At 32.1% G+C, this 13,625-nt stretch carries 10 protein-coding genes; all 10 read right to left on the minus strand.

The features are described 5' to 3' along the window. A partial coding sequence (locus HGPG_RS02705) for an NEAT domain-containing protein (RefSeq protein ID WP_019124519.1) occupies positions 1–3,574 on the minus strand: 3,574 nt, incomplete at its 3' end. 39 nt (positions 3,575–3,613) lie between these two features. Then, complete coding sequence (locus tag HGPG_RS02710) at positions 3,614–4,129, minus strand: flavodoxin family protein (protein WP_019124520.1); 516 nt, start codon at positions 4,127–4,129, stop codon at positions 3,614–3,616. Between the two features lie 9 nt (positions 4,130–4,138). Beyond that, the gene (locus HGPG_RS02715) at positions 4,139–4,900 is read right to left on the minus strand and encodes an ABC transporter ATP-binding protein (RefSeq protein ID WP_019124521.1); all 762 of its coding nucleotides are present in this window, start codon (positions 4,898–4,900) and stop codon (positions 4,139–4,141) included. Beyond that, positions 4,890–5,879 (minus strand): FecCD family ABC transporter permease, encoded by a 990-nt coding sequence (locus HGPG_RS02720; RefSeq protein WP_019124522.1) that lies wholly within the window; start codon positions 5,877–5,879, stop codon positions 4,890–4,892. Before HGPG_RS02720 ends, HGPG_RS02715 begins: the two co-directional genes overlap by 11 nt. Beyond that, positions 5,866–6,786 (minus strand): heme ABC transporter substrate-binding protein IsdE, encoded by a 921-nt coding sequence (gene isdE / locus HGPG_RS02725; RefSeq protein WP_019124523.1) that lies wholly within the window; start codon positions 6,784–6,786, stop codon positions 5,866–5,868. Before isdE ends, HGPG_RS02720 begins: the two co-directional genes overlap by 14 nt. Next, on the minus strand, positions 6,779–7,741 hold the full coding sequence (locus HGPG_RS02730; RefSeq protein WP_019124524.1) for a heme-binding Shp domain-containing protein: 963 nt from the start codon (positions 7,739–7,741) through the stop codon (positions 6,779–6,781). Before HGPG_RS02730 ends, isdE begins: the two co-directional genes overlap by 8 nt. Further along, positions 7,722–9,203 (minus strand): NEAT domain-containing protein, encoded by a 1,482-nt coding sequence (locus HGPG_RS02735; RefSeq protein WP_019124525.1) that lies wholly within the window; start codon positions 9,201–9,203, stop codon positions 7,722–7,724. Before HGPG_RS02735 ends, HGPG_RS02730 begins: the two co-directional genes overlap by 20 nt. A 221-nt stretch (positions 9,204–9,424) precedes the next feature. Then, positions 9,425–10,258 (minus strand): hypothetical protein, encoded by an 834-nt coding sequence (locus HGPG_RS02740; RefSeq protein WP_019124526.1) that lies wholly within the window; start codon positions 10,256–10,258, stop codon positions 9,425–9,427. A gap of 4 nt (positions 10,259–10,262) precedes the next feature. Beyond that, positions 10,263–11,921 (minus strand): ABC transporter ATP-binding protein, encoded by a 1,659-nt coding sequence (locus HGPG_RS02745; RefSeq protein ID WP_019124527.1) that lies wholly within the window; start codon positions 11,919–11,921, stop codon positions 10,263–10,265. Next, positions 11,905–13,623, minus strand: a complete 1,719-nt coding sequence (locus HGPG_RS02750) for an ABC transporter ATP-binding protein/permease (protein WP_019124528.1) — start codon at positions 13,621–13,623, stop codon at positions 11,905–11,907. The genes HGPG_RS02745 and HGPG_RS02750 overlap by 17 nt, the downstream gene beginning before the upstream one ends. Positions 13,624–13,625 lie beyond the last annotated feature (2 nt).

Consider the following 13,625-nt stretch of genomic DNA (forward strand, 5'->3'; position numbering starts at 1 on the left):
GTGTCGCTAGTCCTTGGTTTAAAGTTTCTTGATCCGTTGCAGTTTTTAATATTTCTTCTGCTGTTTTTATTGCAGCTTGAAGTTTGCTAAATGCTTCATCTGTTTTCTTGCCTTGTTCTATCGCCTTGGCTGCTGCTATTTCATTTGATAAGTCTTCTTTTTCTAGTGGAGTTGGTACTGCTTTATCTGCACTTTCATTAAAGACTTTTACTGCTGCCTTTAATGTCGCTACTCCTTGGTCTAAAGCTCCTTGATCTGTTGCATTTTTCAATGTTTCTTCTGCTGCTGTTATTGCTGCTTTAAGTTTGCTAAATGCTTCGTCTGTCTTCTTGCCTTGTTCAATCTTCTTAGCTTCTGCTATTTCTTTTGTTAAAGCTTCTTTTTCTAGTGGAGCTTGTGGTTCATCTTCTATTAGTTCTCCTTTGGCAGTGAATTTTAATCTTGCGCCCGGAGCTGCTCCTTGCATTCCGTCATTAGCTACTCTTATAAAATAAGTGTCTTTTTCTATCTTTGGTAATTTTACTAGTATTTGTTTGTCAAATATTCCTAATTTAGAACTTCCTGACATTACATCACTGTATTTATAAATTGACATGACATCAAGTTTATCTTCGTCTATCCTGTCTTTAAATACGCTTAATTCTAATAAATGGGCATTTAAGAATCCAGGGCTCATGGTTTTTAGATTTAATAGCAAATAGTTTTCATCTTTGCCATATAATATCTTGCCCTCTTCCATAAAGCATCCACCTGCCATTGATGGTTCATCTCTGTCTTGTCTTTTTATTTCGACTGAGGTAACTTTATATGGTAGAGCATATTTTGGATCTTTAAATAGATTATCTAATTTTAATAGGTCGTCTTTTAAATCTGCTCCTGATTGTAATTTGTTTTCTAATTCATTTTTAATTTCTACAACTTGGTTATAGAAATCTTTTGTGAAGATCTCTTTATAAATATCACTATTTATGCACTTTACTAATTCTTTTGCCAGCCCTTTGTTTATCTCACTGTCAGAATTTTTACCTTCGTTTATGATTTCAAAGTTTCTGTCTATTTGATAGTTAAGTTCCAAAATATTGTTTAGGGTTTTTCTTCCAAGGTTTTTTGCCTTTTCTAGTAAATTCTTTAAATTTATTTCTGCTAGTGAGTTGCCGTTAATTGTTGTTTCTATTTGATTCATCTTGTTTTGTAGTGCTTCTTTAGCTTCTTTTAATTGGGTATCATAATTTTTTTGACCAATTATATATGTTGAATCTGGATTTTTAATTGAAGCTTTTTTTATCAAATAGTTATATGGTAATTGTACTAATTTCCCATTTACAACTTCGTAAAATGCTGTATTTTTATAGTAGTTTTTATCTGCTCCTTCTTTTTCAATTTTGATTTTAATTAGAGGGAACTTTTCATTATTCCATGATTTATCTATATCAAGTTTCGCAGTTTCGTTATTATCTACAAAGGATAACTTATAAGCTAATACATCTGATAGTCCTTGGACTTCTCCTAGTTTTTTTAATTTTACTAATAGTTCATCATCTTTTATATTTTCAACTTTTAATTCTGTTGTACTATTAAAACAATATTCTCTTGAACTATCTGCCTTGAAGCTTATATCATTTGATTCGTCTTTTACTACTTTCAGCTCGTCGTAGGATTCTTTTGAAAATGATATAGTTACATCTTTTATTTCAGTAGATTGTGTGAAGTCTTTATTAAAGCCTTTGAATCTAACTTTTATATCTCCGCCTGTTTCTTTTAAGCTTTCTACATCTTCATAGGGTAGGTAAATTGCAAAGTACTTATCAAATCCAATCGCCGGTTTATTTTCATTTCTTAAACCTGCATCTTTTGAATCTGCTGTCGGTTCTGTTCCGTCAAGTGTGTATTTAATATGTCTTAAGTCTCCAAGCAAGAATGAGTTTCTCTTTATCTTTATGGCAATTTCGCCGGAGCCATGGTTTATTATTTTGAATTTTCCTTTTTCCAATGATGTATATGGCGTATATATTTTGCCGTCTTTTTCTACATCAAATTCAAGTTTTTCTGTGCCTTCCTTTTGTGTGAAGCCTTTTTGACTTACTATATACTTATCTATATTTCCAAGTGTTTTACCTTGTATGTCGCTGTCTGAAAATCTTACAATTGCTTTGCCGGGTATTTTGTTATTGTTATAAGTACTTGCCATAAATTCTCCAAACAGATATACTTCTGGTTTTCCATCAATAGGTATGTCTATTTGTGATAATTCATATTCGCCGGCATTTTGTCCGCTTTCAATTACTTTGCCTATTGCTTCTATTTTTTCTCCGGATTCATCATAGGAATATTTTAATTGCTTTGTTCCATAGTCAAGTCCGTTACTTCTTTTTTCTAATGAAAAATATGTTAAGCGTAGGTAAGTCTTTTCATTTATTTTTACAATCTCTGCGTAGTCGTCCAGTATATTTCTTATTTTAGGATCTGTAGGTCCACCGTCTTCTACATTTAATTTCACATATTTTACAAGCTCCGAACTTGCTTCTTTGTCCGGGCTGTTGTTAAATTCTTCTACCGCTGCCTTTAGTGCCACTACTCCTTGGTTTAAGGCTTCTTGATCTGTTGCACTATTTAAAACTTCTTCTGCTGATGTGATTGCTGCTTTAAGTTTGCTAAATGCTTCTTCTGTTTTCTTGCCTTGTTCTATCGCCTTGGCTGCTGCTATTTCTTTTGTTAAGGCTTCTTTTTCTAGTGGAGTTGGTACTGCTTTATCTGCGCTTTCATTAAAGGCTTTTACTGCTGCTTTTAATGTTGTTACTGCTTCATCTATTGCAGTTTGTTCAGTTGCACTGTTTAAAACTTCTTCTGCTGATGTTATTGCAGCTTTAAGTGTATTAAATGATTCTTCCGTTTTCTTGCCTTGTCCTAATCCTTTTGCTGCTGCTATTTCATTTGTCAAGGCTTCTGTATTTAAAACAACTTTTGTGAATTTTGTTTTGTCTATTACTATCTTGGCGTTTTGTTCTCCTGCACCCGGTTTTATTGGATTACCCGGTCCTGATCCTATGGCGTCCATGGCATCTACCCAAACTTTGATCCATAAAAAGTCCGATGCTTCAAATACACTTTTGTCCATTGTGTATCTAAATATTTGCGGGTAATTATGCTCGTTACCGTCTAAGCCAAGGTCCATATGTGACTTTATTACTTCCGCTTCTATTACATCATTATTGTTTAAAGGGTCTTTGTTGTCTCTGTAGAAGAAAAGGTTTGTCAAATGGCCATTCATTCCCATTAGCTTCATGCCTTTAAATGTAAGTTCTATGGTAACTTTGTCTCCTTTGTAGACTACCTTTGCTGTGTGTTCTATTGCACCATCTGCCATGGATTTTTGCCCTGGATTATATGCATGGACTACTTCTACAGGAGCTGTATATATTCCATCTTCTACATTATTTGCAGGCGTTCTTAACTGAACGCTTTGATTTATCGGATTTATTGCCTCCATCTGTGGTACGGAATATGCCGATACTATTGAGGGGATTATCATAATTCCAACAAGTGTTACCGATATTATTCTTTTTATTTTATTCATTTGTCCTCCTTTAATTTTTTGTAAAAGTTTTTAAAATTTTTAATTTGTTAAATATTTTATATTTTCCGCAAAATATTTTGCAGCTTCTTCTAGTTCTTCTTCTGTTGCCTCTCTTGATTTAAGGCTTGTTTCTATCATTTTTTCTTTTATCTTTTTTGGAACTACTAGTCCTGTAATTCCTCTTAATTTTTCTATCATTTTCGGGTCTACTTGACCCGGGCATATATACTGTCCTAATGACTTTCTGTCTTTTAACAACTCTATTAGATTGTCAATTACCTTTCTTCCATGTTCTGAGTCTGGCATGGCACCTAATGTTGCAAATAGTCCTATTTTTTTATTTTTGATGGTCTTTAAGAATTTTAGGGCCTTGGTCTCTAAGGTCCCTCTATCTATCCAAGCACCCAAGAGTATAAAATCAAATTTTTCTACTTCAGGTGCATCTCTTATGTCCTTTATGGTCATTTGATATTCTTTCTTTAAGACTTCATAAATTTTTTCTGCCATTCTCTTAGTGTTGCCTGTTTTTGATGAATATATTATTAGTCCCTTCACTTTTCCTCCTTAATCTTCTGCAAATACATATTTTTTATTTTCAATATCTATTATTTTTAGTCTTGTGTCGTAAATCTTGCTTATGTTTTCTTCTGTTAAGACTTGGCTTGCCTTTCCTTGAAATTCGATTTTCCCCTTCATCATTCCTACTATGGTGTCCGAATATTCTAAAGATTGGTTGATGTCATGAAGGACCATGATTATTGTTTTTCCAAGATTTTTATTTAAATTTCTTATTAGTTTCAAAATTTCTATCTGGTATTTTATGTCTAAGTAGGTTGTGGGTTCGTCCAGGAGAAGTACATCACTATCTTGTGCTATTGCCATGGCTATCCATGCCCTCTGGACTTGTCCACCTGATAGGGAGTTGACTCTTTCTTTTCTTATTTCTTCTAAGCCACAAACTTCTATGGCTTCATTTATTTTATTTTTGTCCTCTTGACTTGGTTTTTCCATGAAGCCAAGGTAGGGATTTCTTCCATAGGCAACAAGTTCTTCAACATTAATGTCCCCTGCTATTTGATTTTTTTGTCTAACTATGGCAACTTTTTTTGCAAATTCTTTTCTCTCTATATTTTTTATGTTTTTGCCATCAAGACTTATAAAACCCATTTTTGGTTTTTCTACTCTTGTTATTAGCTTCAAAAGAGTTGACTTGCCACAGCCATTGGCCCCTAAGAGTGTTGTGATTTTATTTTTTTCTATTTTTAGATTTAAGTCTTTTATGACCATGTTCTTGTCATAGGCGAAAAATAAGTGATTAATTTCCATAATTTTTCCCTCCTACTTTTAATAGGCCTATAAAAAATATTCCGCCAACTACTGTCATTACTACTGATGGTTTTATTTCGTAAGGGTAGGCTATCACTCTTCCCAAGGTGTCTGATAGGAGGAGGGTTATTGCTCCCAGTATCATGGAATAGGGAATTAGGTTCTTGTGGTTTGAACCAAGAATTATTCTTGCTATGTGTGGCACTACTAGGCCTAAGAATCCTATTACACCAACTATGGCTGTGGATACTGATGCTAGCATTATTCCTATTAAGGCTAGGATAAACCTATCTCTATTTACATTAACTCCCAAGGATTGTGCTGTTTGGTCTTCAAGTTGAAGTAGGTTCGCTGTCCTTATTGTGAAGAGTGCTATTATTAGAAATGGGATTCCGTAAATTGCCATAATTTTTACATCTGCCCAAGTTTTTTGTGCTACATTACCTTCTATTATTGATTGAACGTTTGTGAGGTTGCCCCCCATCATGGATTTTATTCCTTCGTTTACCCCCATTAGGGTCATGTTAAGTGCTACACCTACTAAGATTAATTTTATTGGGTTGGATCCTCCATTCCAGGCTAGTGAATATATTAAGAGGTAGGCGAGGAGCCCTCCCACTACTGAAAAAAGTGGGCTTAAAGCATATAGGCCAGGGAATAATATCATTACAAGGCTTGCTGATAGACTAGCTGCTGATGATATACCTATTATGCCTGGATCTGTTAGGGGGTTTTGCATTACTGCTTGAAGGAGAACTCCTGATGTTGCTAGGGCTGCTCCAGCTAGTATTGATATTATTATTCTTGGAAACCTAAGGTCATATATTGTCGCTACGTCGGGATCATATTCTATGAACAAGCCTCTTAACAATTTTCCAAAGGTCATTTCTATGGATCCTGTTTTTGCTGAATAGAGGATGAGTCCTATTAGGACTAGGATTGATATGGTGTAAACTAGGATGATTTTATTTTTCTTCATTTGTCTTATCACCTGTATTTCCTATTTCATTTGAGTCTTTTCCATAGAAGAGTTTGTCTAAGTCGTTTAAGGCTTCCTTGTAGTTAAATTTCGCGCTCATGCCAAATTTTTTGTAGTCAAGGTCGTAAACCTTGCCTTCCTTAACTGCCCTGAAGTGCTTCCAAATGTCATTTTCTGCAAAGTCTTTTTTAAACATTTCCATTACATCATCAGGTAAGGCATGGGCCGTTCTAAGAATAATATCAGGATCCTTTTTCAACATATCTTCTGTATTTATTGTTATAAATTGTTGATTTGTTCCTTCATATACATTTTCTGCCCCAGCAAGTTTTACAAGACTTCCTGCATAGGAGTTTTCTGTCGCTACTACATAGGACCCTGGCAAACCCATTAAGATTAATACTCTAGGTGCTTTTTTGTCCTTGTGTTTTTCTTTATAGTCGTCTATGAATTTTTTGTAATCATCAATTAATTCTTTGGCTTCTTTTTTTCTATTAAGTAATTTTCCAAGATCCTCTATTGACTTATACATTCCATCTGTGTTATTTAGGTTCAAAAATCCATAGTCAAGGTCTGCTGCCTTGTACTTGGGAAGTAGGTCTGAAATTAAAGACACTGGCGAAAATACATAGTCTGGATTTATTTGTTTTAATTTTTCAATGTCTGGTGTCATTGCCATGCCTACCTTAGGAACATCCTTATATCTTTCTGGCATTGGATCAATTTCTGAGTTAGGTACCGCTACTAAGTCAACATTTAATTTTTCCATTATATAAACAGTTGCCATTGATGTTGCTGCTATTCTCAGTTCGCCATTGTTTGCTTTCTTACCAGATTTTTGACTCACGCAAGACGTTAATAATAAACTTGCTAGAAGTATGGCTAGAATCTTTTTTATTCTATTCATAGATGTTTCTCCTTTTTTCTTCTAATTCATCTTCTATTTTTTTCTTGTAGTTATATGATAGGAGAGCTAGTATGATAAATCCTCCTGTCAATATTACGAGAAGTCCTATTAAGCCATAAATAAAAGCCAAAGTTATTTTGCCTAATTTTGTCTTAGTTGTTTCTTTTTCATCTTGGTCATCTGAATAATATAATTTTTTAATTATTGGAGAATCCTTTGTTAAAAGTCCATGGTCATAACCTAAGTCTCCAGCAGAAAATTTTGAGTTAACTGGTTTTTGTTCAATTATTTCTCCCTGGTTAGGAGCTTGTAAAACTTCTCCAACTTGTTCATCATTGTCTAGTGGTTTTAAGTTGCTTAGGTTAGGCATGTTTAAGTTTGTGCTAGATTTAGGAATGTTTGCATCTACCTGTGGAGCTTCCTCTGTTGGCGCTTGATTGCTAGAAGGGTTTGATGAGCTTTTTTGAAGGCTTGCAAAATCTGTGTTACCTTTAACTAAATCTGATATTGTGTAGTAAAAAATTACATCTCTTCCCATAGGTCCAACAAAAAAAGTTGCCCTTACTATTACATTTTTGCTTGGTATCTCAAATCTGTAATCTCGTGTTTCTTCAGTCTTTCCTGTAACTTCTGCTGTTACAGAATAGAAACTATTGTCGCCATAATTTTGGACTGCGAAACTTTCATTTTTTATGTAGTTGGCTAAGTTATAGCGAACTGACAAAAATATTCTTCCGTCATCTGTTGTTTCTACTAAGGCTTGTGGACATAGTACATTTTCTGTCATACCCTGTCCTATTCCTGGATTGTTACCAGGGTCTTCTATGACTCCTGTAACCGGATGGATATAGTAGGGCGTCGCCTTTGCTATTTCTTGTGAATAGGCATAGGTAACATTTATTAGACTTGTAAAAATGAGAGCCAAGATACATAAGTTATTTATTATTTTTTTCATTATCTTTAAGCCCTCCTAAAAATATTATTTCATCCTTCATTTCTTTTACTTCTTGAAAATTTTTTCTAATTACAACAAAGGCCATTGAATTTAATCCTATAAATATTAGGAGTATTAAAATAATAATGCCCTTTGATTCTTTTTCTTCAATTTCTTGTCCTTCTGCTCCAATCTCTGCATCTTTATTTTGATTGAAGGATGGTCCCTTGTTTTCTTGACTTGAAATTTTACTTTGTTGTGAGCCTATAGAAGGTGGACTTGTGTTTAGTGTTGTTGAACTAACTTGTGGTCCTTCTACTGGCATAGGGGATGAGGAATCTGAAGAGCTTGATATTTTTTGTGCCTGTGGCTTTTTAACTGTCGTCATAAAGGCCTTTGCTCTTTCTTCCTTTGAACTACTATTGCTTGTACTTATATTGCTTAATGTCGGTGATTTATTATTATCTATGCTTTCATTTACTTGCATACCTGATCCAGCAGCTTTCACCACTATAAAAATTGCTGAATCTTTTGTTTTAAATTCAATGTGATCTCCATTGACTTTGAAATCTATCTTCTTTTTTTCTCCATTATTTACTTCATAAAGACTTAGCTTGTCTTGTCCTTTAAATTTTAAAAGAGGTAATTTTAAATCAAATCCTTTGTTTGCATAAATCTTTTTTCTTTTTGCTTGAATACTTTCTTCATTGCCTTGTATTTCATCTAGGGGTCCTAAAAACTCTATCTTAAAAACATTTACTTGATCTAATTTGTCAAAGGACTTTGTGAATTCTTCTGCCTGCTTTCCTGATAATCTATTTCCATAAAAAGAAAATTCTTCATTAAAGGTATCAGGATCATAGTTTACTATTATGTTTTTATTTTGAACTTCTCCAGCTTCCTTTGAATTAAATTCTGGTTTATTTGCTCCTTCTTTAAAATTGTTTATTAATATTGAATCGCTTTCATTTATTTTTTTAATCTCGCCATAGTCAAGTTTTATTCTTGCCCTTATTGGTTCATCCCCCATAGGTTCTACTTTTGGATCTACATAAACCCTTGTCATTTCATCCATATTAACTAGGGATGTCTTAAAGACTCTTGGTCTTTTATCTTTTTCCTTGGGTACTTCTAAGTCATAGCAAGCTGCCTCTGCCCTGTGATAAATTCCATCTTCCTTTTGGAAGTAAATATTAATTAGAGAAGCTGTTATTGATAAGTATTCCATCTTGTCAGATCCTATGTAGAGGTTTGCTTCTCCATCCTTCACTTCAATCTCGGCTTTTTGTACAAGCGCTTTGTTGCCCATACTAGGTTTTTCTTCGATGGAATGCCATAACTTAATTGGAATTTCATAGTAGCCATCTTCTAATTTTATTTCTTTTTTCTCTGGTGTGCTTTCATTATCCGCAAATACAAAATTCGTTAAGAATAATAAAGATAATAAAAATACTAGAGATATGTAAATTTTTTTATTTTTCATTATAAAGACCCCTTGTTATCAATTTATATTACTTAGGTAATGATATTACTTATCAATTAAATAAGCTATAAAAGAATTATGAAAATTTTGTTAACTCCGGTTTACTCGCAGAAAAATTTTTATAAATATATTATTTTAATTTTTATAATAAAAATAAACTCTAGTCACTGACTAGAGTTTAGAATGTTTTTACATATTTTATGGTGTATAAGTTTAAGTTTTTAAGTTAAACAAAGGTTAACTATAAATAAAAAATTTGCTTTTTTTTCATGTATTGTTATTCCCATTTGAGATTTAATTTTTAAAATCAAGGATGCCTCTAAAATTATCCCATCTGATGTTGACCAATAATCAATTAAATTGAGGGGAATCTTAAAAATCCTATCCTTGGAATTTATTTCTATTTCTTCTCCATCATCAAAATAAAATAACTTTGTAGCAATTGCTTTTTTTAAGTAACCGTGATGAGCTTTCTTTATTGTCTTAGTTGAAAGTTCTATATAGGATTCTTCCCCAATTATCAAATATGCCTGATCATCAAAACCCATAAGTGCCATGGAATTATCAACAAAGGATCTTTTTCTTTCTTCATCAATCTTCTTAATTGAAAAATTAATTGCATGCCTTCCTTTTTCTAAATATTTAGAAATATCTTGGACCCTCTCTCTACCCTGAATATCTTTAGCTAAAATCATACTCTTGTATCTTTTTTCCAGTGCCTCTTGATAAGGAATAAGCCTCTTTGACAACATTTCAAGGCTGATGCTTCTAGCGAGATTATCGTCAACATCCAAAAATTTTTGTAATACAAATAAATTCTTTTCAAGATTTTCATTATAAAATTTAGAAAGGTCACACCCAATTTTAGTTAACTTATACTCATTATCTTCCTTGTACAAGATTCCCGTGACAATCATCTTGTCTAGAATCTTTTTTGAGTTAGCACGAGAGCAGTTAAAAAATAAGCTTGCTTCTGTAATAGTCTTCTTGCCTTCATAATTTTTTATAAATAATAAATATTCAATTTGTACTTTAGTTATATTCAAATTTATCATAAAATTATGACTCCATTCCTCTTTTAACTTCTACTATTCTGTCACAAATCCTAAGAGAACTATCCCTGTGAGATGAAATTATAATATTTTTATTTTTTCTCTCATTATATAGGGACTTTAAAATTATCCCTTCGTTTAATGCATCAATGTTAGCCGTTGGTTCATCAAGTAGGTATAGCTTTGATTTTCTTAAAAAGATTCTTGCTAGAGCCAACCTTTGAGCTTGTCCAGTGGAGATTTCATTATTTTCTTTTACTATCTCTGTATCCAAACCCTTGTCAAGTGTCATTATGAAATCATAAATATTTGCCTTCTTGCAAGCTTCTATTAATTCCTCTTCACTTGCATCTTTTTTTGCAATTTTTAGGTTATCTCTAATGCTTCCTCTAAATAGGTGGGTTTCTTGACTTAAGTAAGAAATGTTCTCTCTTAAATTTAATGTATTCAAGTCTTTTATGTTTTTATCATTTAGGCAAATCTTACCACTCTTTGTATCGTAAAATCTCATCATTAATTTTATTAGTGTCGACTTGCCACAACCGCTTTTGCCTTTTAGCCCTATTATCTCATTTAATGAAGCTTTAAAATTAAAATCATTAATGAGTTTTGTTTCATCATAAGAAAAATTCACTTTCTCAAGACATATATTTTCATAATCAATTTCTTCTCCCTCGTAATTTATCGGTGTAAGGGGATCTTCTTCTAAAAGTTCCATGACTCTCTTGCCACAAGCAAAGGTCAAAACTAAGTTATTTGCAAGAGATGAAAGGGCGCTTGTTGGTCCAAAAGAGGAAATGAAAACTCCCAAGGGGAATAATAAACCACTAAGGTCTAAGACAGAATTTTTGTAAAGCTTAATGGCTGCCAGAGTAAAAATTAAATCTGCAAGTATTATCGTAAAAGATGTGAGGGCAAAATTATTAGATGATTTTTCTGTAAGAGTCTTTGTAGACCTATTTAACTTATTTGCTTCAAATTCAATCTCCTTATACCTATCTTCAAAATAAGAAAAATTAATGATTTCTTTTATTCCCTTAAAGCTTTCCAGGATTAGAGAATTTAAACTTGATATATTCTTCCTCTGCTTTCGTCCAATTTCTCCAGCAGATTTCTCTGTGATAATTGGGATAATTATAGCTAATATCAAGTGAAAAGTTAGAAGTATCCCAGAATAAATTGGATTAAATCTCCATAAAAGTATAAATAAAAATAAAGTGTGAACTAGGGCTATACAGACAGGTGAAATTGTGTGTGCATAAAAGACCTCTAGTAGTTCTATATCTGATGTAATAATAGAAATTAATTCTCCCTTATTTTTCCCATTCATCTTGGCTGGTCCCAAGGATCTTAGTTTTTTGAAAATTTTGTCTCTTAATATTGCTAAAATTTTGAAGGCTATATAGTGATTTAAAAGCTGCTCTAGGTACTTAAATATTGCTCTCAGTATAGCTAATGTAAATAAGATTCCAATTATTAATTTTAAATTTACAGTTTGATTTAAAATTAGTTTACTTAGGTAGAACAAGCCTAATGATGGCAATAAAGTCGCAAATATGTGTCCACTTGCACCAAAAAATATGGCAAAAAACATTTGTAACTTCAGATCATCCACAAGGGATAGGAGTTTCCCTATTAATTTTTTATATTCAATTAATTTCTTCATTTAAACCCCACATTTCTAGTTCCCTTTGGTATCTATAAATACCAGAAAATAATTCTCCCTTACTTATTTCTTCAAAACTTCCTTCTTCAGCAACTTTCTTATTGTCAAGATAGTAAATATAATCTGCCTGAAGGACTGTATTGAGTCTATGAGTAATAAGAATTATGGTCATTTTTTCTTTTAATTTTTGTATAAGATTTAAAATCAAATCTTCTGATTCCTTATCTATATTTGAAATGGACTCATCTAAAATTAAAATCTTTGGTTCTTTCAAAAGTACCCTTCCTATTGCAAGCCTTTGTTTTTGTCCACCAGATAAGTTGTTACCAGCACTTTCTAGGATGCTATCTAAGCCGCCTATATTTTTAAAGTAGGAATACAGACCAACTTCTTCTAACACTTCTATTAACTTATCATCATCTGCATTTTTATTTGCAATTTTAAGATTATATCTAAGGCTTTCCTTAAAGAAGTAAGGGTTATTGTCTACTAACATTATATTTTCATTTAAAGAATCATTTGAAATTTCACTTAAGCCATTGTAAAGTATTTCTCCATCATAATTTCTTTCAAGCCCTCCAACTAATTTTGCAAGGGTGGACTTTCCGCAACCACTTTCTCCTACTATGGCTGTGATTTTGTTTGATTTAATCTTCATATTCAAATCTTTTAAAATTTCCTTTTCTCCGTAAGAAAAATTTAAATTTTTTACTTCTACATCTACTTCTTTATCCTTTATCACATCTTTAAAATCTTCAATACTTTCTATTTCTAAAATTTCAAAGAGGGAATTAGCTGCTGTAATTCCATTCATTGCAACATGAAAAAGTGCACCTAGCCTTCTTAAGGGCAAGAAAAATTCTTGACTTAAAAGTATAAAAGAAAATGCTACAAAGACAGAAAGCTGACCTTTTGAATAATAGTAAATTGATAAGATAATTCCCAAAGCTGATCCTGCATAAGAGATTAAGTCTAGAACCGTAATGTTGTTTAGTTGCATCATGAGAACTTTCATTGTTTTGATTCTAAAATCTTCGGCCTTCTCATTTAATAAATTGTTGTACGCTTCATCTGCATTGAAAACTTCTAGATTTGTTAGCCCATATAAGAAATCTATAAATACTTCTGATAAGTTTGTATATGATTTCCAATAATTCTTCACAACTTTCTTTGCAATTTTTTGCACCATTATTATGGCAATTGGTATTAGCGGTACTAATAAGAACATTGTTATTGCTATTTTAAGATTTAAAAATGAAAGTATAATAAATAAAATTACAGGTCCTATTAAAGAGAATAGAAGTTGTGGCAAGAGGGCAGAATAAAATAAGTTTAATTGTTCTATCCCTTCTACACCTAAATTTATAACTTCTGAAATAGAAATTTTGCTTCCGTACTCCATTTTAAAAGAAAAGACTTTATTAATTAGTCTTTCTCTCAATGTGTTTTTTATCCTATATGAGGCATTGTAGGATATACTACTTTCTATTTTTATTAAGAAAATATTTAGTCCAATTATTAATAACATTAATATAATATACTTGAGCCCACTAAAATTTGCATTAATTACACTTTCTATAGACTTACCTATTAAAAAAATCATGGCAACATTAGTCGCCATTTGTATAATTTTTATAAGCAAAAGCTTTAAAATTTGTATTTTTTCACTTCTTAACTCATTAAATAATTTTTTATTAAACATTT

Origin of the sequence: Peptoniphilus grossensis ph5 (assembly GCF_000311825.1) — a bacterium.
Taxonomy (GTDB): Bacteria; Bacillota; Clostridia; order Tissierellales; family Peptoniphilaceae; genus Peptoniphilus_A; species Peptoniphilus_A hominis.